This window comes from Actinospineispora eucalypti, from assembly GCF_039543365.1.
Lineage (GTDB): Bacteria > Actinomycetota > Actinomycetes > Mycobacteriales > Pseudonocardiaceae > Pseudonocardia > Pseudonocardia eucalypti.
Genome location: NZ_BAABJP010000052.1, coordinates 273,900 through 297,263, shown reverse-complemented (window position 1 = coordinate 297,263; position 23,364 = coordinate 273,900). Strand labels below are relative to the sequence as shown.

The 23,364-nt window shown below is 72.2% G+C and carries 1 protein-coding gene (cut by both window edges); it reads left to right on the top strand.

The whole window is internal to an MFS transporter gene (locus ABEB12_RS35950; protein ID WP_345703441.1) on the top strand: the coding sequence, 61,509 nt in all, runs 23,887 nt past the left edge and 14,258 nt past the right edge, and what appears here is coding positions 23,888–47,251 — codons 7,963 (partial) to 15,751 (partial); the first complete codon in view begins at nt 3. Both codon boundaries (start and stop) fall beyond the window edges.

Here is a 23,364-nt window from a genome sequence, read left to right as displayed (position 1 = left end):
TGCGCTGGATCCATCACTCGGAGTACAAGCCGACGCCTCGAATGCACGGGAGGGGGCCACTGTTCCTCGGTCTCGAGCTGGAGATCAACGTGCCGGAAGTCTTCGAGGTGGAGGCCGTCCAGCTCGCCCTTCGCCGACTCGGTGACCTGGGCTATCTCAAGTACGAGGGCGCGATCGGCTTTGGCTTCGAGCTGGTCACGCACCCCATGTCTTACCCGTGGGCGATGCGTCACTTCCCCTGGATTCTGCTGGACGAGCTAACTGAACTCGGCGCCGACGGCGATGACCTCGGGCTGCACATTCACCTGAGCCGCACCGGGTTCGACTCGGTAGCGCACCGGCACGCCTGGATGCACTTCATCCACCACAACCGTGTTCACGTGATCGCGCTCGCGGGGCGCCGCTCCGACGAGTTCGCCAAGTTCACCGAGTACGACCGGCGCCACCTCGAGCACTACGCGCAAGGCGGGCGGACCGCCAAGCACCGCGCCATCAACACCCTGCCCGAGGACACAGACGAGCTGCGGGTCTTCGCAAGCTCGCTGGTCCGCGACCGCGTGCGGGGAGCGCTCGGTTTCGCCGATGCCACCGTCAAGTACACCCGGCCGTTCACGGTGGCCGACCTGGACGCGGGTCACGGGGACTGGGCTCGGTTCGCCTCCTGGGTACGCGCCGGTCCGAAGTACCGCCCGCTCGCGCGCGAGATCACCCGCACCTGGGCTGGCGGCCACACGCACGATCGTGGTGCAAGCACGCTCGGGTTCGCTCTGACGGCGGGCTCCGTCGCCGGGCTGGGCGGGCTGTTGATCCCCCTCGGCCACGCCACGCATGGCGGGTTTGGCCACCTGCCAGGTGCCGGGATGGTCGCGGTGATCGGTGCCGCCGCGGTTGCCGTCCTGTGGGTGCAGGCCCAGCGGCTCTTCGATCGCCCGGCGCTGGCCAAGGTGGGCCGCATCGTGCTGCTCGCCGTGGGCATCGGCGCGCTCCTCGCGCCCGCGCTGATCGGCATGCTCGGCGGCACAGCGATCGCGGCGGCGGCCACGGGCGCACCGCTGCCGAACCTGCTCACCGCGCTGTTGGACGCGGTCCGCGTGACGCCGGACGGAGTCACCCGAGGCCAGCTCGCCGCCCAGTTCCCGGAGCTGGGTGTGACCGCGCTCAACCATCGACTGCAGGTGCTGCGCCGGGCCGGGTTGATCGTCCGCACCATCGTTCGGCCGCCGGATGGTCACTGGTACGGGCGCTACCGGGCTTCGGAGGATCTGCCCAGGCTCTGGGGCTACCTGGACAACCCGAGCAGCCATCCGTCGGGTGCCCGCAGCGGGGCGTTGACGCTGGTGCGTCGCCGGCTCGATCCGGATGCCGAGTTCACGCCGAGCTGGCCGCATGCGCACGAGTTCGCGGTGGCGGTGCGTGAGGTGCTGGGGCTGGCGGACGAGCCGGTGTGGAGCCTGGTGCCGCCCAACTCGCTGTGGGCGTTCCTGGAGCACCTGCTCGACTACCCGGACGGGCTGACCCAGCAGGGGCTGCTGGCGGATCTGCCGGAGCGCATCACGGCGATTCACCTGAGGTGGTGGTTGCCCGTACTGACCCGGCTCGGTCTGTTGTGGCTGGACGCCGACCGCTACCGGGTCCCCGACCACGCGGTGGGCCTCCTGGCCTCGGTTGAGGACCCCCGCGACTTCCGCGGCGAAGACCTCGAGGTGCTCCGGGCACTCGCCGTGCTGCTCATCAGGCCGCGCGGCGCCGGCGGCATGGGCGCCGACGAGCAAGCCATCGACGACCTACTCAAGCGAGTCGGGAAGATCGCCGACGGCCCACTGGCCGGCAGCGCCCGGCTGACGCCTACCGGCTCGATCGGTCACCTGCTCGACACCATCCCGGGCGCGGAGACGGAAGGCATCGAGCGCGGCAGGCTGATCGAGCGGCTGGGAGCCGCCTCGGCACGCCGAGCCCCGACCCGCCTTCCGAGGCTGGTGGACGTGGGCCTGGTCGGCGCCACCGTCAACTACTGGATGCGCTACACCCGCACCGGCTTTGCCGAGCGGCTGCGGGACGCGCTCGACGACCTGCACAACCAGCTGAACCCGGACACCTACGACAAGCTGTGGTGGCTGGCCACGATGCTCCGGGACAGCCGGCTGAACCTCGTGCGCCCCGAGGCGTTCGTCGCGCTGGTCGCCGAGGTCCGCATGATCCTCGACGTGCGGCTGGCCCCGCTCCCTGGCGACGTGAGCGATAACTCGGTGTGGGCGCTGCTGCACCGGGTCGCCGCGTCCCCCGACGGCTTCACCCAGGAGGAGACCGACGCCGACTGGCTCGACGCGCTGACCGAGCTCGGGCTGCTCACCCGGGATTTCGACGCCGACGGCGTGCGCTTCCACGCCACCGTCTCCACCCGCGAGCTGCTGGGCGACCTCGCCGACCCGACCCCGGCCCGGATCACCCACGCCGGCTACCGGGCCGAGGTCGAGCGGTTCGCCGAGTTGATCCGCCGGTCGCCGAGCATCGACGAGGTGCGGGCCGGGGTGGCGGCGCTGCGGCACCCGACCGATCCCCGGCTGGCCGAGCTGCTGGCCCCGTCGGCGATGACACCGCTGGCGTTCCTGCGGGCGGTCCTCGCCAACCCAACCGGTTTCACCGCCCCCGAGATCGGCCGCGAGCAGCCCGGCTACCACCGGAACGTGGTGGGCCAACAGTTGATCGTTCTGTGGCACGTGGGGGTCGTGACCCGGGCGAAAGATCACCGCGAACATGCCGACCCCCGTTCCATCCTCTACACCCCGACCTCAACCGGCATCGAGCTGATCGGCGCCCTCACCGACCCGAACGGCATATCCGACGACCGGCTCCGGCGGTTGCTGGGCCAGGCCAGAGCGTTGCTGAGCATCGAGCGGTCGTTCAGCGTGAACGACAGCCGCAACAAGGGCGCCAAGACGGTGGAGGACATCCTCCGCGCCGTCCATGACGCGTTCGAGCGCCATCACGGCGACCCGGACCAACCCCACTCCACCGGCCACGGCCCCCGGCCGACCATGAACGAGCGGACCGAGACCGGCACCACCCCGCCCGAGACACACCGGACCGAGTACCGGGTCCGCGGCCCGCCATGGGAACGACTCCGCGACTGGCTGCTCGAGCGGCTCGGCCGGGCGCCGCGCCCCGCCACCGTCCGGTGGGCACTCGCCGGCGGCGTTGCGCTCGTCGGACTCGTCGCCGTGCTGATTGTGGCGGCGCCGCTCGCCGGCGGCGTCGTGGCGATGGCCGCGGTACCACCCGGTAAAGCCGGGGCGCGCCGCTACCCGCAGTCGACGGCCGGCATCTTGCGCTACGTCGGCAGGGCCAAGCAGCCGACCCGCGCCAAGCTCGCCAGGACCTTCCAGCTCAGCCAGAAGGCCTGGGACGAGATCATCGACCTGCTGCTGGCGGAGGGCCTGCTCCGGATCGAACCCAAGGGCAAGCGTCAGCTGCTGCGCGTGACGCGCCAGGGCCGCGCGCTGTTGGCCGTGCTCGACAAGCCGCTTACGAACATCGCGAGGACGTCCACCCAGCAGTACATCCAGCGGAAGCTGCGCGTGTTGCTCGGCGAGTGGCGCACCCGCCGCGAAGCGCGGGACTCGACCAGCCACCGGCGCCCGGGCGCTGACCCCCGTGCCGGTGGGCGAATCCTCGCCTTCATCGCCGGCCGCCATAAGACAACATCCACCGAAGTCGCGGACGCCTTCGGGCTGAGCGAGGAGACGACCAGGGAACTCGTCCGGGTGTTCGTCGACCACGGTCTCGTCACCAGGGATCGTCGAGGCCAGACGAGGGGCCTGGTCGGCACCAGAGAAGGCCGGCGGCTGGCGGAGACCTTCCAGAAGCCTCTCGATCGCGTCGATCCTGAGGTCCGCGGCCTGGTCCTGTGGCTGCGCGAGCCCGCCGACGGCCGGGGTGTCGTACCGAAGCTGCGGCGGCTGTTCGCCCTGATGGCGGTTGTCGCCGTGGTCGCCGTGTTCACGGTGGGTGCGTTGGCGATGCCGCACGTCGCCGGGGTCGCCGCGAGTGGCCTGTTCTGGCCACTGCGCCGGCGGCACGACCCGGAGGACGTGAGCGTGGTCGTGCTGCCGCTGCCGGGCGTTGCCGTCGGCTCGCGGGACGCGCGCCGCCCGGTCGGGCACCCGCGCCCGACGCCGCTCACCCAGGTCACCACGCTGCCGAGCCTGCCGCGCGGCGCACCCCGACCGGTGCGCGAGTGGATCGAGCTGGCGCGGGGCGCCGCCCTCGAAGCGGGCGCGGGCGCACTCGATGGCCGGTACCTCCCCAGGATGTTGCGCCTGGTCGGCAAGACCGTCGAGGACCTGCCGGCGGTCAACGCGTACACCCCGCGCCATGTGCTGGTCAGCGACCAGTTCAGGGCAATCCGGGCCAGCTTCGAGTACCGCGACGAGCGGGTCGACGGTCGTCGCACGCTGAGCGCGTACGGCGACCGGAAGGCGCTGATCTACGTGATGATCGCGGAGGTCTTCGCGCCGTGGGCAGGGTTCACCCGCGAGCAGTCGCGGGCCATCGCCACGCTCGTGCTCGGCAGCGAGGGCCGGTGGCTCTCGACCACCGCCGGCGACATCCTGCGCGGGGTCGCCCAGGAGGCGGCCGGTCCTGCCCTGTTGGCACGGTTGATCGACGACCACGGTGCCAGAAGCGACAGGATTCGCCGCGACTTCGCTGTGAACGACGAGGACGTCGCTGCCCGGTGGGCGGCGTTCGAGTCCGCGTTGCTCGCCCGCGAACGGGAGTTCCTCGATCACCTCCTCGAGGTCGCCGGGGAAGATCGTGCCCAACCGGCCCGGAACGCGGTCCTGTCGTTCCACCGCCCGGGCGAGGCGGGCCCCGACGAGGGGCCGTCGCACGGCCCGGCCGGGCGGCGCGCGGTGCCGGCCCTTGCCCGGCGGGTGTTCGTCGACCCGATCAGGGCGCTGGCCACACTGCGCGAGTGGCTCGCCGCCCGGTGGCAACTGCGCTGGTTCGCCAACCGCGCCGACGGCCCGGCCGGCACCGCCGAATTCTGGTCGCGTGCGTGGCCGGAGCTACGGCGGCTCGCCCGCACCCCGGCGATCGGTTGGTCCCCGCTGGACGCGCGACTCGCCGGGATCTTCCTCGACGCGCTGCGCTGGCCGCTGGCCGAGGACGGCGACTGGTCGTTCCTGAACCCGCGCCCGCTGTCGTTCGCGGCGCTCCCGCTGTACTCCACCGGCTGGGACGAGGGCGAGAACCGGCCGAAGATCGTCGCGGCGGTGCTGACCTCGGTCGCGAAACGCAACCCGCGCAGCGGATACCGGGCCGGCCTGCTCGGCGAGCTGTCCGATCCGGAAACCGGCCCCCGGAACGTGCTCGCCGAAGTCGAGAAGGTCCTCGACGAGGTCCGGAGCGCCCTGGACGACGGTTCGTCGGCACGGCGCGAGACCGGCCGTCTGCTGGCCGAGACCGGCGGGTACCTGGAGGTGCTCGCCGACTACCTCGACTGGGGCCTCCTCTCGGTACCGGAGGACTACCGCTACAAGTACCAGGACTTCGAGCGGCTGCGGCGGATGCACGAGCGCAACGGCGACCCGGATGCCGACGCCGCGATGCTCGGCGGCTTCTCCGACGCCGGGGAAGCGGCGCGGGTGGAGGGCGTGCTGCGCCGGGCGCACATGGCGGGACGGACCCGCAAGGCCACGGCGAAGGAACTGCCCAGCGACCTGGTCGCCGGTCAGTTCTGGTTCCTCTCGCGCGAGGAGTTGAGCAGGGCCGGTGAGTGGCGGGCGTACTACCTGCTCGGCGGGCTGGTCGTGTGGTTCGGCGAGGTTCCGGTGCGCATCCTGGTCGAGGAGAACTACCACAAGCTGTCGCCGGAACAACAACGAGAGCTGGTGCTGCATGAAGGCCGGCACGGGCGCGGCGAGCGCACCTGGCACAACCACCACGATCAGACCGACCGGACGCTCGCGCCGCTCGGCCGGGACTATCTGCGCTACGTGCACGGGACCGCCCGGAACAGCCCCGAGCAGCTCGACCGCGACCAGCTGCTGGTGCTGCTGGCCGAGGCGCTCGGCCTCTCGCCGACGGCACGCCGGCTCACCGAAAGGGTCCGGGAAGCGATCGCCGCAGCCATCGAAGAGATCGGAATCAGACTCGCCAGGGAAAAGAACCTGACCGCACCGGCGCCGCCGATCGTCCCGTTGGCAAGGGTCCTCTATGAGCTGGACTCCTGGGAGGATCTCTTCGTCCGGCAGGAGATCCTCTGGGAGCCCCTCGCCGACCTGGTCGTCGAGCTCGTCCAGCGGGTGCCCCACCTGTGGCCCAGCGAGCACGGCAACCAGATCGCGGTGCTGCAGGCTCGGATCCATCCGGCGGTGAGCACGCCCGTCGCCCCGGACGGAATGCGCCTGCGGGTGGACCACCGCTCGCGCGGCGCCCTGGTCGTCGCCCCCGATGACCTCGACGAGCTGCTCATCGAGGCCGCACGGCCCGGCGGTCCCGGCCCCCGCCTGCTGGTACCCGCCGGAGACGGGTACGGCCGGTGGACCCTGCTGCGCTACACCACGCTGCTGGCGATGTGGGCACGCGATGATCTCCCCTCGCTGCACATCCTCGAAGGGGGCCGGCGGGAGCTGGCGGTTCGGTTCGTCGAGCCGGCCGGCGAGGACATGGTCGCCGGACTCGGCTGGGAGCTCGCCGTCCGGATCGATGACGCCTCGCCGAGGCCGGTGCCCCGGCTGCGCCCGATCGACCCCGGGCACGTTCCGTCGTCGAACGCCAAGCGCGGGTCGCGCGGCGGCGGGGCGGTCGCGGAGAACATCGCGAGCAGCACGGCACGGCGGAAGATGGAGCCGCAAGCCCGGGACCTGCTAGGCAACGCCGAGCCGCTGGACCGCGAGCACGAGTTCACCCACCTGCCGCCGGTACCGGTGCCGGGCCGGCCCGACGCCGACCTCAACGACCTGGTGCGCATCACCGGCGAGGAACCGCTGGACGGCAAGCTGATCGGCTTCAGCTGGGACGACGCCGGCCGCCCGATCATCCTGGTGCCCAGGTGGGTCGTGGTGCTGGTCGACCGGCTGATCGCCCGCAACCCCGCCTTCGCCGCCTGGTGGATCGCGTTCCTGCGGCACGAATGGATCTTCCACCTGGCCCGGGCCGAACACACCGGCGAGCGCCACGACCGGCACAACAACCGCCTGGTCAAGTGGCTACGCGCCGAAGAACGCGCCGCCCTGATCGCCGGGCTGGAACCGATCCTGCGCGGCGAGGCCGAGCCACGCCCCGGGGCGGGCCGGGTGCTCGCCGTCGCGTTCGGTGAAGACGGCAGGCCGGTCGAGCTCCCGCCCGCCGTGCTGGCCGCGCTCGCCGAGCTGCGCGCCCACCTGCGCGAGCAGAACAGAATCAAGCCGAACGACGACCTCGGCAAGGTCAGCCCGGGCGGGCTGTGGAACCACCGGGGCGCGACGTTCCACACCCACGACGGCGACGCCGAGCTCACCGACCTGCTCGCCGCGGCCGGCTTCGGCTCCGCTTACCTCGTCTACCTGCTCGCCCCCGACGACAACGAAGTGCTGATCACCGGGCTCACCAAGGGCAACGTCCTGGAACGTACCCCCGAGCAGGCACGCCGGGCGTTGGAGCAGATGGTCGACCGGGCACTCACCGGCCAGGACACCGACCCGTGGCGGGGCAATGACCCCGAGGCCACGTTCGCCGGGCTGCTGGCCGCGCGCCTCGGTGAGGTGGGGACCTGGCTGGACACCTGGCAGTACGACATCCAGTTCCTGACCCAAGACGTCGAGAACGCCGACCCGGTGGACGTGGAGAGCGTCGTTGGCATATTGGCCAACGCCGAACGAACCCTCACCATGATCGAGACCTTCCTTGCCCGCGCGGGAAGCGCCGCACCAGACGAGCTGCGGACCCGCCACAGAGACACCGCAGAACTGGTCGCATCACTGCGCGCCTCGCTGGACGCGACGCTGCGGGCGATGCACCGCTACGACGGGTTGAGCTACGAGGAACGCGACACGGTGCGGCTGGCCGAGCGGCTGGTGCCCGACTACCAGGAGCTCACCGACGGGCTGTCCGCCACCGACCCCGCCGCCCGCGCCGACCAGCTGGGTGAGCTGCTCGACCTCGACCCGGGCACCGTCGCCGACGAGCTCGACGAGGTGCTCGCCATGCTGGCCGAGCTACCCGGCGGTCCGCTCGTCGGAGACCTGTTCGACGCCACCACCCGGCTGCGTGACGAGTACCGGCGGATGCGGGACGCACGGGACGAGCACGACGACCAGGGCCGAGGCCCCGGCGGGCCGGGCGCGACGGGGAACACCGGCTCGGCGACCGGCCACACCGATGGCGGCGCGCCCGAGTCGGCCGGCGACGGCGACGGGGTGGCCGAGTCGCGGGCCGCGCGGCCGGCCGAGCGCGACAAGGCCAACCCCCGGCGCGGCCCGCCGCTGCTTCGTTGGCTTCGGGACTGGATAAGGCAGCTCGCGCTGCCTGTCGCCGGCGCCGTGGCGCTGGTCGCCGTCGGAGTCGGGATGCTGGTCGCCGGGCAGCCGTGGCACGCGCACGGGTTGGTGGCCGCCTCGGTCCTGCCGGCCAGCCTCGGGGTGCTCGACGGCGGGGCGTTCGGCGACTGGGTCCACGCGCACCCGGTGCTTGCCGCCCTGGTCGGTGCCGCGCTTGTCGTCGTGGTGGTACCCGGGCCGAGGTCCTGGGTGATCAACTACATGAAGACGTTCGGCACGGCGTTGGTGGTGATGCGGCCCACCGGCGCCGTCCGGGCGTTGCTCGCGGTCAACCTCGCGGTGTTCGCGGTGACGGCGGTACAGGCCGGCGGTGTCCTGGATGTCACGTCCGCACCGCTGGTGAAGTGGGGCGCGACGCAAGGGGGCCTGGTCGGCGCCGGCGAGTGGTGGCGGCTGGTCAGCGGCGCTTTCCTGCACGCCGGGCTCGTGCACCTCACGCTCAACATGCTCGGGCTGGTCATGCTGGGCTGGCTCTTGCGGCAGGCCGTCGGCAGCGCCCGCTTCCTGGGCATTTACCTGATCGGGATGCTCGGGGCCTCGGCGAGCGTGGCGGTGTTCAGCCCCGCCCCGGTGGTGGGCGCGTCCGGCGCCATCTACGCGCTGATGGGCGCGGTCGCGGTCACCGAGCTGGTCCAGGACGGCCGGATCAGCCTCGGTTCGCTGATCAATATCGGGTTGAACGTGGGGCTGAGCCTGCTGGTCCCCGGAATCTCCGTGATCGGGCACTTCGGCGGGCTGGCGACCGGCGCCGTCGCGGCCTTGGTCATGCACCTGGTGCTCCCGGTCAGGTGGACGCCGCGTCGCGGGCACGCCCGGGGCCCGTCGCTGGCCGACCTGGGCGCCGAGCTGGAGCTGCGCAACCAGTGGCTGTGGGTCTCCCGGGCGACGACCGGGACCGGGAGCTCGCTCCTGCTGTGGGCGGTCAATGCCGACGAGGCCTTCACATTCGTGATCGCCGACGAGTCCGGTTCGAAGTGGGAAAACGAGCGGGTCACCTGGACCAACGTCGCGTACTTGCTCGCCGGCGTCCCGCATCGCGGAGTCGGGGCCGCGCTGGCCGCGCCCGGCCCGCTGTTGAGCACCGGGTGGGTGCGATGGGAGCTCGGCGGGGACGGCGTCCCTCGGCGTGCCGGCAGCGGTCCGAGGGGCTCGCTCAGTGGCTGGGTCCGGGCCCACCGCGACGGCGGCGGCTGGGTGGTCGATGCGCTCAGCATCGATTCATTTGTCGACGAACGCGGTCGGATGATCTTCGGCACCGGCTTGGCGTACGCCTTGGCCCGCACGGCGTTCGCCCGCGCCGGCTTCCGCGTCGCTGCGAACCCCACGAGGGCCGGTCCCGTCGGGCGCCAGCTCGTCGGTTGGCTCCGCGAGGTCGCGGCGTCGTTCCGCGCGCGGTTCGGCGACCGGACCAAGCGGGCCTCGTTGCTCGGCCTCGTCCCCGGACACAGTTGGCTGACCGAATGGGCACACGCGCCCACCGAGGCGTCGCCGGTGGCAACGCGGTGGTGGGTGGCGTTCGGAGCCGTCGTGGTTCTGGTCGTCGCGGGTTCCTGGCTACTGGTCGCCATCCGACTGATGCACCGGAGTGGCAGGGCCGCCAGCTCCGGCGAGCCGGTTGCGGCGGCCGTGGAAGCCCCCGCGCAGGCGGTTGACCGGCTCACGAAGGAACTGGAAGCCCGGCTGCGCGAGGCACGGACCGCGATCACCGCGTACACCAACCCCCCTCGGGGCCGGGTGCGCGACATCGCCGGCCTGGCGGACCGCACCCTCGGCGCGCTCGAGGAGCTGGCCGCGGCGATCGTCGAACTGCGCACGGCGGCGGCTCACCGCGAGCTCGACGACACCGCCCGGGGCCGAGCCCGCACATTTGCCGACGCGGTCGCGGACGTCCACCAGGAGTGGCTCGACAAGGTCCAGCCTCGCGCCGGCGGGGACAGCGTGGTGGCCAGGGCCGCCGATGTACTCCGGCTGGTCGCGGCCCGGATGCGCGGGGCCGCCGACCTCGCGAACCGCCCGCGCCGCGCCTTGCTGGAGCTACAAGCGGTCCTCGACGAGCTACGCGACTACCTCGAGGCCGTCGCCGCGAGCAACGAGCCCAACCGGGAAGCACTCGAACAATCGCTCAGGCAGGCGACCGACCAGATCGAGGAACTCATCGGTGACGCGTCTTTCCTGCTCAACCGGGTGGACGGGAGCGCACTGGGCGGGTCCTTCGTGAACATCCTGCACAGGCGGGCGGACGACCTGATCGCGCTCGGCACGTTCGTGTCGCAGATCGCGGACCTGCCGATCACCGAGGCGAACGCGCCCGACGTGAGTCACGACACGGGCATCGGGCTGAGCACCAAGCGGCTGTTGACCCATGCCGGGTTGGGCGCGTTCGCCGGTGGCGCCCTGGCGCTGTGGTTGGGGCCGGCGGTGCTGTGGGTGTCTGCCGGGGTCGCGGTGATCGCGTTGGTGATCCGAGTCGGGTCGTCGCCGGCTCTGTGGTTGCGCGCCAGGACAATCTCGAGCGACACCACGCCCCGCACCGGCCGCCGACTCCAGGCTGTCGCCCAGGTGGTGCTCGTGGTGTTCGGCGGCGCGGTCCTGGGTGCGTTGCTTGCCGCCGCGCTGGTCACGCTCGGGCCGAGCATGGTAGGCGGCACCGTGGGCATGGCCGCCGTGTGGCCCGGCCGGCCGCGGTGGGTCGGTGCTGGCCCGGTCCGCCGGGTAGGCGCGGCGGTGGCTGTCGCGGCGGTCCTGCTGATCTCCGGCGCCGACCTGGCCAGCGCCACGGCCTCGGAAAAGCCCGGCCCTGTCAAACCCGACCCTGTCAAACCCGACCCGGCCGAATCGGCGTACCGCATCCGAGTGCCCACCGAGTCGATGCCGAAGGACCTGGCCGCGCTCGTCAAGCGGGCGGAGCGACTCGGCTCGAGCATGGACCAGCTCGATTCCGAGCAGAATGAGCTGGTCGGCAACTACGGGCAGGCCGGCAAGGCCCGGTGGCTGACCAACGCGCAGCTGCGCGAGCGGCTCGACGCGTTCGCGAAGCGGCTGCGCGCGGGTCGAGTGGAGCGGGACCGGCTGCGCGCGGCGATCCGCGCTTCCGGTGACCCGTACGCCGACCCGACCGGCGAGCTGCTCGCGGCCCACTCCGATGTGGAGACCGCCGCCGGTGCCTATCGGCGGGCTGCCGAGTCGTTCGGCGAGGTTCGGAAGCGGGTGGACCACGACAGCCAAGGACCGCTCGCCCCCGCCGTGTGGCCGTGGCTGGCCGCGCTGATCGGGTTCGGCGCGGGAGCCGCGGTGGTGGGCTGGTGGCGGCGCCACGGCTTCCAAGGCGAGTTCAAGGGCCAGCGGGTATACAGCATGCGGGCTTCGTGGGCCGCCAAGCGGCTGATGAAGGTCGGCGGGGTGCTGGGCATCGCGTGGGGCGCGGCCGTAGCCGACCTGTCCACGAAGGTGTGGGCCGAGGCCCACATCATGTCCCTGGGGCTGGTCTACCACGAGACGGCCCTGTGGCGGGTGGTGCTCACGAGCGCTGACGTGCTCGTCGGGGTTGGCCTACTGGTCGGGTATGGGGTTGCCGGCCACCTCGACGCGCACACCCGCCTCACGCTGCGCATGCCTCGCTGGCTGAGCCTGCACGCGGAACCGTCGTTCCGATTGCTGCTGGGCGTCGGGCTGATGCTGGGCGGTGGGCTCGGCAACATGCTGGACCTGCTCGCCGACCACGCCGCGACGGACTTCATCCCGATTCCGTCGATCGGCGTTGCCAACATCGCCGACCTCACTGGAATGGCCGGCGTACTGCTGGTCGCGCAGGCCGTCTTCGCCCGACCGATGGCTCGGGTACACAAGCACCGGGCCGGGTACTCGCGGCCCGCGCTGGTCACCGCCGCCGGTCAGTACCTGATCGGGCTCGGTGTCGCGGGGCTTACCAACTGGGGCGTCGGCGCCGCAGACGCCGATATCGTCCCCGCGCTGACCCTGGTGCAGATCACCCTGTTCGCCGGGGTACTGATCGCCGACGTCCGGCACGCGCTGCGCGCCCGGCGGATGAACGTGCTCGGCTGGTCGGTGGCGAACCGGCCTTCGGCGAGTTGGGGCCGCTGGGCGACGCGGGCCGGGAGCGTGTTCGGCGGAGCCCTTGCGTTGACGCTTGTAGACGCCGTGACGACCCGATCAGTGGTCGAGTTGGCAGTGGTCGGCGCGCTCGTATCCGTCGCGTGGCCGGTGCTGGCGCGCGCGTTCCAAGGCTGGCTGAGCATCGCGTGGCGGCTGGCCCGTGACGGCTATCGCTGGGTGAGGGCGACCCCGACCCGATTGACCGTGGCCGGGATCGTGCTCGTCCTGGGCCTGCTCACCATCGGCCTCCTGCTCGCGGGCGCGCCTTCGCTGGGGGCGGCCGCTGTGGTCGGGGCGCCGCGCGCCCGGCCGAGGTCGCTGCTGGCGGCGGTCGGCAAGACCGTGCTCGGTGCGGGTCCGGCCCGTCGGGTGGGCGCGCCAGTGGTGGTTGGGGTGGTGCTGGTGATGTCCGGCGCCGGCCCGGTCAGCGCCACCACAACGACGGCGCACGGTGTGGTTGCCCGGGCCACGGACAACTCGGCCAACTCGATCCGGGCGCCCAATCCGCCGTCACCGGGGCAGGTCACCGCGCTCGAGTCGCGGGCGGAGCACCTCGACGGGGACATGCGACAGGTCGAGTCCCAGCTGGCCGTCCTGCTCCGGGAAAGAGCGAAGCGCGGCGGGCTGACCAGGTCCCAGCTTCGCGCCCACCTCGTGCCGCTGGCCAAGTGGCTGGACGAAGCCCGCGCCGAGCGGAACCAGCTACCCACCGACCTCGCGGCGGCGGACTACCCGCCCGCCACGCACCTCGCGGTGAACCGCGCCGTCTCCAGCCACCAGCGGGCCGCCGCCATGCTGGCGAAGGCCGAGGAGCTCGCGGCCGACCACAGCCAGGGACCGTTGGCCCCGGCGGTGTGGCCGTGGCTGGCCGCGCTGATCGGGTTCGGCGCGGCAACCGCGCTGGTGGGCTGGTGGCAGCGGTACGGCCTGTTCGGGACGTCGCTGGGCAAGCCGGGAATGGAGCCGTTGACGCATGCGTCCGGCGAACGCTTGGGGCGGATCACCGTCGCGCTGGGTGTCGCGCTGATCGGAGCGATAGCTGACCTGCTCCTCAAGGTGTGGGTGAGCGGGCTCTCCCCCTGGCTGGTCTACCACGAGGTAACCGGGTGGCGAGTGGCGCTCACCGGCAGCGAGATGGCCGTCGGGTTCATCCTGTTGGTTGGCTACGCGGTGGCCGGCTTTGTGGACTCCTACGGCCGCCTGCCGCGCGGTCTCCGCCGGTTCCACCTCGGCCATGATCCGCTGTTCCGGGTCATCCTCGGTGGCGGGCTGATGCTGGGCGGTGGCCTCGGCAACGGTCTGGACCTGTTGACCGACCGGGCGGCCACGGACTTCATCCCGATTCTGCCGATCGGTATCGCCAACGTCGCCGACCTCATCGGACTCACCGGCGCGGCGGTGTTCATGAACGGCGCCCTGGCCCACGGTATGGCCCGGGTACACCAATCCCGGGCCAAGCGCCGGCTGCCCGCGCCGGTGGTCGCTGCCGGCGAGTACGCCGCCGCGTTCGGCCTCGCCACACTCGCCATCCGGGGCGTCCACGCGGTGCATCCCGACATCGTCCCGGCGGTGATCCTGGCGCTGGCCGGCATGTTCACCGGTGTGCTGGCCGCCGATGTCGGCGAGGCCATCGGGGGCCGGCGGCCTCGGGACGTGCTCCGCTGGTTGGCCGCTCACCGGCCGACCGCAAGCCTCGGCCGCTGGGCCGGGCGCCTGGCGATCATGTTCGGTGGGGCTGTCGTGCTGGCGCTGCTGCTGCCCGCCGTCCCGGCGCTCGGTGCCACGCTGGCCGCGCCGCTGACGGGCGCCGTGCCGGTCGCGGTGTGGGTAGCCGCCGGTGCGGCGGTGGCGCTCGCGGTGTGGGTGGCGGTGCCCACGTTCCGGCGCTGGCTCGGCATCGCGTGGCGGCTGGCCCGCGACGGGAAAGCCGACGTACCGGGTGGGGCTGGCGAGGTGCTCGATGTGGCCGCGGACCGGATGCAGGCGGCCGCCAACCTGCTTGCGGACCTGCGGGCGGATGACACCTTGCGGGAGCTCGACACGGTCCTGGGTGGGCTGCGGTCCCTCCGTAGGGCCGCCGCCCTCGGCCGCGAGACCACGCGGATGGGGATCGTGGACTCGCTCGACCGGGCGATCGAGCTGATCGAGCACGAGATGTTCAAGGTCGGGTTGAAGGCCGACTACCTCAGAACCCATCGGGAGCTGGAGCCGGACTTCGTGGCCGTCGTGCGCAAGCAGGCGGACGGGTTGCGCATCCAGGCGGAGGGCTTGGCCGAGCTGGGTGTGTTCGCGGACGGGGTCTCGATCAGTGCCGGGCTCGACGTCAGGTGGTTGTTGCTGGGTGCCGGGTTGGGTGCGGTCGCCGGCGGGGTGTTGGCGGTGTGGTTGGGGCCGGCGGTGTTGTGGGTTTCGGGCGGGGTAGCGCTGGCCGCCGCGGTGGCCCATGGCGGATCCGGTCGGCTCCAGCCGGTCGCACGGGTGGGGCTTTTCGTGTTCGGCGGGATGACCGTGGGCGCGCTTGTCGGCGCCGTTCTGGTCACGGCCGGGCTGGGCACGGTCAGCATGGCCGTCGCGGGTCCCGGCCGGCTGCGGCCCATCCTGACCACGGTGGCCTCGTCGGACGGCGGCGTCACGCGGCACGAGCTGGTCGAGGCGCACCCCGGGTTCGCTCCGCACACGCTGGACAACCGCCTGCTCATGCTGCGGCTGGCCGGCCTGATCGTCCGAGTGGCAGAGCGGCTGCCGAGCGGTGGCTGGCGGGTCCGTTTCCAGGCCTCGGAGCGGCTGCCCGAGGTGATGGGTTACCTGGACGACCCGAACAGCTACCCGGCGGACCGTTCCCGGGAGGCGCTGGACTCGGTGCGGCGGTGGCTGGCGCCGGGCACGGAGTTCGCGCCGACCGAGCTGCCGGTGCAGGAGATCGCCGAGGCCGTGCGTGAGGTGCTGGGACTTGCGCCGGCGCCACCGGCGGACAACCTGGTGCCGGCGAACTCCGTGCGGGCGCTGTTGGACGCCCTCGCCGATCACCCGGGCGGTATGAGCTCCGCCGAACTGGCCGAGCTCCTGCCGGCACTCAACGACCAGGCGATCACCCGGTGGGTGGCCACGCTGACCCGGCTGGGCCTGGTCTGGTGGGTCGACAACCGCTACCTGCTCCCCGAGCACATCCTCGTCCTGCTGGCCACGGTCGACGACCCGGTCGACCACCACGACGAAGACCTCGACGTCGTCTGGGCGTTCGGCGCGCTGCTCGCCGGCCCGGTCACCAAGGAGTACCTGGACGCCGAGCCCATCCTCGACCTCCTGCTGCGGCGGATCGCCAGGATCGACAACGGGCCACTGGCCGGCACCCTCCGGCTGGCCCCCGCCAGCTCGGCGGGCCGCATGCTCCTTGCCATCCCCGGCCCGGGCACCGGCGGCATCGCCCGCGACGAGTTGGCGGCACTGCCCGGGGCCGCACCGCTGAGCCGGCTCGACAGCCGCCTGCCGATGCTGGTCACGCTCGGCATGCTCGACGCGACCAAGGCCAACTCGAGGCGAGGGCTGGCCAAGCGCTACTCGACAACCGAGTTCGGCCAGCTGTTGCATGACGCGCTCGAGGAGTTGCACCACCACCTCAACCCGGACACCTACGTCAAGCTGTGGCGGCTGACCGGCATGCTGCGCGACGGCGGGCTGACCTTGAGCCGCAGGCTTGCGACGACCGGCGCATTCATTGCCCTGGTGACCGAGCTGCGCGCGATCCTCGGCGCCGAGCCGCCCGCACTGGACGACGGGGCCGCGGACGGCTCGGTGTGGGCACTGCTGCACCGCGTCGCCTCCGCGCCCGAGGGCATCACGGGCGAGGGCGCCGAGGCGGAGTGGCTCGAGGAACTCGCCGAGTTGCGGCTGCTCACCCGGACCGAGGGCGCCGATGGCATCCGCTACCGCGCCACGGTGTCCACCCGCGAGCTGCTCGGCGATCTCGCCGACCCGGCCCGGATCGGCCACGCCGGCTACCGGGAGGCCGTCACCCGGTTCGCCGCGCTGGCCGCGCGGCAGGCCACCCCCGGCGCGGTGGCGGCCGGGGTCGCCGCGCTGCGCCATCCGGCCGATCCCCGGCTGACCAGGCTGCTGACCCTGCCGGCGAAGGCACCGCTTTCGTTCCTGCGCGAGTTCACCGCCGACGCCGGCGGCACCACCGCGACGGCCCTCACCCAGCGGCTTCGCGGCTACAGCTACCAGGTTGTCAGCGGCCAGCTCGTCGTGGTGTGGCACCTCGGGTTGGCGCACCGGGAGAGCGAGACACGGGGCGAAACCAACATCTTCGTCGCCCACGACTACGCGCCCACCGCCATCGCGACGCGGGTCGTGGCCGCCCTCAACAACCCGCGCACCATCCCCGACGAAGCGACCCGGCGGGTGTTGGGGCAGGCCAGGGCGGTACTCAGCAACGGACGGTCGTTCACCCAGTACTACAAGGGAGCCAACCAGTTCGAGGACGTGCTGCGCGCCGTCCTGGCGGCGCTGGGCCTGGGCGACGATCGCCGGGGCGGCACAACCGGCACGGGCATGATTGCGATTGGGCCGCTGGGCGTGGTGGTGAGCCAGCTGGACCTCCCGGCGTGGGCCGGCCCGGCCGTGCTGGTTGTCGCGGGTGCCTTCGTGCTGGGGGGCGCCTTGGTGGCGGTGCCCGCGTTCCGGGGCTGGCTGGGCATCGCGTGGCGGCTGGCCCGCGACGGGTACCGCTCGGTGGCCGGCGGTGGCGCAACCGTCTCCGTCGCCCGGTTGATCAGCGAGTTGGTGGTCCGTTTGACCGAGGCCAAGAGCGCGGTCGACCTCTACACCAACCCCGAGATTGGGGAGGTACGCGATACCGCCGCGCTGAGGCGTGACGCCCTCACCGCGCTCGAGCTCCTGGCCGAAACGATCTCCGAACTGCGCGCGGCGGTGGCCAGCCGCAAGCCCGGCGGCGCGGTCGGTGACAAAGCCCGCGAGGTCACCGACCTGGCCGAGATCGCCCACCGGCAGCTGCTCGGCCGGGTCAAGCCGGGCGCCGGCGCGGACAGCGTGCTCGGCAGGGCCATCGATGTGCTCCGGTTCGCCGCGGACCGGGTACGCAGGGCCGCCTACCTCGCCCACCAGCCGGACGACGCGGTGCGGGAACTCAACGCGGTCCTCATGGACCTGATCGCCTACCGCTATGCCGTCACCAACAGCAACGAGCCCAACCGTGCGGTACTCGAAGATCTCCTCAAGGGGGCGATCAAGCGGATCGACACGCTCCTCGAGGCCGTCATCGAGCTGCGCGACCTGGTTGGCGAGCAGTCCCTGGCCGGGACCTTCGAAGAAGGCGCATACGAGCAGGCAAATGGCCTGGTCGAGCTTGGCACGTTCGCGTCTCGGATCCTGGACAACCCGGATCTGCGGGTCACCCCCGAAGGGCTCGCGGAAGACAGGCCCGAGAAGGCCCGGGAGGACGACACCGGCACCGCGGCCGAGGACGCCGGCTCCGCGGCCGAGGGCCGGGTGTCGATCGAGGACAACGCCGAGGTCAACACCGGGTGGCTGTGGCTCGGCGCCGGGTTGGGCATGCTCGCCGGCGGCGCGCTGGCGGTCTGGTTGGGGCCGGCGGTGCTGTGGGTGTCCGCCGGAGCCTGGGCGGCCGCCGCAGTGGTCCGTCACCGACGCCAACCGGCCGCCCGAGTGGTGCTGTACGTGTTCGGCGGCGCGGCCCTGGGCGCGTTCCTGGCCCTGGCTGGCATGCCCGAGGTGGCGGCGGCCGCTGTGGTCGGGGCGCCGCGGGTCGGGCTGCCGTTGCGTGGTGTGACCGGCCTGACCGAGCTGACAGTCCTCGACGCGTCGAAGAAGCTGCCGAACGGCGAGTGGCAGGTCATGGCGGGCCGGGACTCGGGGGGTCGCCTGGTGGTGCTGCGCTCCCGCAACGTCGCGGTGAAGCTACCCCGGGACCGCGCCGCGCTGGTCCCGAGCGTCAGTGCGGCCGCGGTGCACGCGATAGCCGGGACGGACGCGGCGGCCGCGAGCTTGGGCGTGGTGCTCGAGGACATGTTCGGGAAGACCCCGGACGGCAATCAGCGGTTGCTGCGGGCCGGCCAGGTGGTCGAGGTCAACGAGCTCGAGCCGGGCGGCATGCCGGTGCCCGTTGAGCTTGGCCAGGCGCCGCTGGACCGGTTCGCCCGCCACTTCGGGGTGTTCGTCCTGCTCGGCGAGATCGACGGGCTGTGGCCGATCAACCTGATCCTGGAGCCGGAGCGGCAGGTGATCCACCCGGTCGACTTCGCGAACAGTATGTCGTCGATGGTGCCCTGGGTGGCCTTCTTGACCACGCTCAACGCCGGAGCGTGGGCCTTCGGCCGGCTCACCGAGGAAGACATCCTGGTGCAGTTCGCCGACCTGGTCGACCAGCGGGACCGGATCTTGGGTGTGTTGCCCAACGAGCGATTGCGCAAGATCGCCGACGAGCGGCTGGACTGGATGGCCGAGCGGGTCACCGGCGCGGCCGGCGGTCTAGCCGGGTGGCTGCGGACTTCGCTGGACCGGGTCCGGGGGGAGTTCGTCCGAGCCAACCCCGACTACCAACCTCCCGCCGAGGGCTTCCAGCTGCCCGCCACCACGGGAGACCCGTGGACCGAGGCATTCTTGGCCAGCCACCGCGCCTCCGGTGTGTCGGGCTATGCAACCGGCGGGCAGCTGCGCCGGTTCGTCGCCGCTGGTCACCGGGTCTGGGTACACGACCACGCCGGCGGCGACCGCTGGCTGGTCACCGTCGCGTGGGGCAAGGCCACCCAGGGACGGGTGACGCTCTCGGCAGGCGCGGCACTGGCGAACCTGGCGCGGTGGCTGGCCGGCCTGGCGCGGGCCGCGCCATGGTGGCTCGGGCCGGTCATCGGGTTCGCACTCGTGCTGCTGGCGCCGGTGTTGCTGCCGACCAACCCGGAGATCGCTCAGGCGATGGTCGGCGGCGGGGCGCTGTTCGGCATGCGCGAGCGGTTCCAGCGGGCGGTTCAGGACCGGGCCGAGGACACCACCGTCGACGCGGATCTGCGCTTGCACACCCGGGTGGCGGAGGCCCTGGTCGAGCACCTCGCTCACCAGCCGGAGCAGACCGCCGCGCTGGACGAGCTGGTTACCGCCCTCGGCGGGGACGCCGAGGCGCGGAGCGCGGTGCGCGGCGCGGTCGAGGTGGATCCCCGACTGCGCAGGGACGCCACCACCGCGTGGCTGGTGCCGACCGCACCCACCGGCGGCCCGGAGCCGAGCGGCGATGCCCAGCCCTTCGAGGAGAGAGCCACCCGCCCCTTCAAACCCACCGACTCGCTCGCCAGGCAGGTGTTCGCGGCGATCGACGAGTTCGCCCGGTACGCGCTAGAGCTGCCGATCGCCGAAGAAGACCGCGCGATCCTGCTTGACCTGCTGGCCTGGGTACGCGAACACCCTTCCTGGGCGATCGATGGCCGGTCGAGCTGGGTGGACGTGGTCGGCACCCGGCCGGGAACCGAGCTGCCGGACGTGCGCCTCGTCGTCTCTCACGGAGCCGTGCTCCGCTACAGCAAGGACCTCGGCCGCGTGCTGCGCGCGCTCGGCGTCCCGCCCCGGGTCAAGCTGATCCCGCTCGCCGCCCGGTTCGTCGTATGGCACGAGCTCACCCACGTACTCCAGATTGCGTACGACCATCGCACAGGCAGTAGCGAGCTGGCGCTCGCCAGCGAGGCGCTCCGTCGAGAGATCGCGCCGAAGCTGGACCTGCCGCTCGGTGGGTTGACCACCCCGGAGTGGCTGGAAACCGAGCGGCAGGCGCATGGTCTCGCGGCGCTGTTGATCACCCGCCACCTGCTCGAAACTGTGGAGCTGACCGAGCTTCAGGCCCAGTACCTGCCGACGGTGCTGCGCAGCGTGCTCGGCGACATGCGGTACGCCGAGTTCGTCGCCAACCGCGCGGACAACCCGCTCGGCGGCCCCACACCGAGCAGCCCCGGGCTGCCCGGCTACCTCTACTACTACGACGAGCGGCAGACGCTTGCCTCGCTGGCACTCACCCAGGCCGGCGGGGCCGGCGGCGCGGTCGTGGCGAACATGACCGGCGAGCAGCTGGCGGCGGCGCTGCCGAAGTCCGAGCGAGACCGGCTGGCCAGGAACTCCGAGCCGATGGACAAGCAACGGTTCTCGCGGCTGGCCGAGCCGGTTCTGGCGCCGGACGGCTCGGGCGTTGACCTCAACGATCTGGTGGAGATCGTCAACGAGGCGCCTCTGGGCGGGAGGCTGAAGGGCTTCGGCTTCCGGCCGAGGGGCGCCGCCCCGGCCCAGGGCAAGATCCTGGTACCGCGTCACGTCATCGAGCTGGTCGACCGGCTGGTCGGGCTGAACTCGGAGTTCCGGGGCTGGTGGGTGGCGTTCCTGCACCACGAGTGGCGGTTCCACATTGCCAGGGACGAGCACACCGGCCCCGATCACGACCACGACAACGACCTGCTGATCGCATGGCTGCACCGGGAGATCGCCCGGCGCGCGCCAGTGCTGGCCGAGGTGCCGTGGGGTCCGGATCGGGCGGATCGGCTGGCGTTCCTGTTCACCCGGGCCGACCCCAGGGAACCGACCGGGGCCGAGCGCGCCGTGCTGCCGCCAGGGCTCGAGGTCCTGCCGGTCGGGAGGGACCTCGCGACTGCGGTCACCGGCCTGGTTGCCATCACCTGGGCGCCGGACGGCGCGCGGAACGGGTACCCGGTCGTCCCGGAGCCGCTGGTCACCGAGACCCTCGGCATCATCGCGCTCGCCGAGGCGGTGCTGCCCAGCGAGGAAGCCGAGTGGGTGCGCGCCGATGTCCGGGCCTTCTGGGCGGGCGTGGCCGACCATGTGTTGCTGTTCCACACCGTCGGATTCGACGACTCGGAGCTCCACGGCGCCTCGGTGGACCGACCGATCCTGTTGACCCGGCTCCGCCAGCTGCGCGTCGACCACTTCATCCTGATGGCCCAGGTGGTGGCGACGCTGGTAGAGGCAATCACCGTGAGCCAGGAGGCGGCGCCGGACCGGGTGGAGCTGGAGCGGCTGCGCACGGTACTGCCCGAGGTCGAAGCCCTCTTCAGGCGTTGGCTGGCCGAGGCGCCGGGGCCGGCCGCCGGCGAGCTGGATACGCTGCTGTGGAACGCGCTGCTCTGGGACCTGCAGCTCTGGGTCGAGATCGCCGCCGAAACACAGACCAGGTACGTGGTGACCGGAGAGCTGGGCCAGCGGCTGGCGGAACTGACCGATGGGGTCGACCCGGTGGTGCTCGACATGCTCGAGCGCATCGCCGGCGTGGCCGACAGGTTCGGGCCGGCGCCCGGGGCTGATCCGCTGGTGTGGGCGGACGACGCTCTGCGCGTGCTACGGCGGCTGCGCGAGGAGGTGCGGGGGCGCCAGATACGGCTCGCCGAGTTCAAGCGGACGCTACTGCTCGAGCTGCGTACCGGCACCCCCGACACCGGAGCCGCCTTCGAGGACGTCGCGCGGGCGAACGAGGTGCTGCTCACGGTCACCGTGCTGCTCGGACCCGGGCGACCCACCACGCCCGAACGGCTTCTGCAGGTGTTGTATGACGCCGCGCTGCTGATCGACACGGCCGACAGGTTGGTGGCCGGCCACCGAGAGCACCCCGAGGCGGGCCGTATCTCGGCGATCGCCGACGAGCTGCGCACCGCCGTCGCCGACGAGCACGACCGGTTGGATCCGGCGAACGGGCGAGGGCTGGCCGACCGGCTGATCGCGGTGCTGGCGCGCCAGCGGGATCGCACGGCGCCGCTGGACCGGTTGGCTTGGTTGCTGCGCGCCGACCTCCTCGACCTGGTCGATGCCGTCGACAGCCGGCCGTCGGTCCTGGAACTCGACCAGACAGCACCCGGCGTTTTCGTTGTGCGCCTGCGTGAGCCCGGCGCGGGTCCGGGGTTGCTCGGTGGCGGCGCCGTGGTCATCGGTGTCGGCCTTGCCGGCGCCTCGGCGCTGACCGCCGCCACCGCGAAGCCGGCGCGGGCCGAGGAAACCGGCTCGACCCAGGCCGGCGGCGCTTCACATGGCGATGCGGGGCTGTTCGTCGTGGTCGTGGTCGGAGCACTGCTGGCAGTGGCGGCGTCGCGTTGGTCAGCCCGGGGCGTGGCGTTGATAAGCGGGGAAGGCAAGGGCTGGACCGCGCGGGGGCCGCCGCCGCTGATGGCTGGGCTGGACCGCTGGGCAATAGCCGCGCTCGGGCTTGTCGGCATGCACGAGCTGGGCCAGCTGGCGGCCCTCGCCCCGTTCGGGCTCTTGGTTGTCGCGGCGCTGGTCAAGCGGTTCGCCCCGAAGCTCGCCGGGCGGCCGGTCGTGGCGGCGGCGCTCCTGCTGGCAGGCAAGATCGGGTTCCCGCTGCTCGTTGGCGCGGCCGTCGGCGCGACGCTGTTCCACGGCGGCGAAACGATCGGGCTGATGGGTCTGCTCACCCCGGCCAACGCGCGGGCGGTGCTGCCGCGAGGCGCCCTCGCCGAGCACATGCGGGCCGGCGAGGACGAACTGGCCGGTGTCGCCGGGCTGTTGCTGGTGGACGACCTGCCCGAACGGGTCACCGCGATCGGCGGCCCTCGCGGGGTCTGGCACTACCGCCACCTCGGCTGGATCTACCTCGACACCGGGATGTACGGCTCGCTGCCCGAGGACGCGCTGCAAGCCGTGCTGTGGCACGAGACCCTTCGAGTCCAGCGCCCGG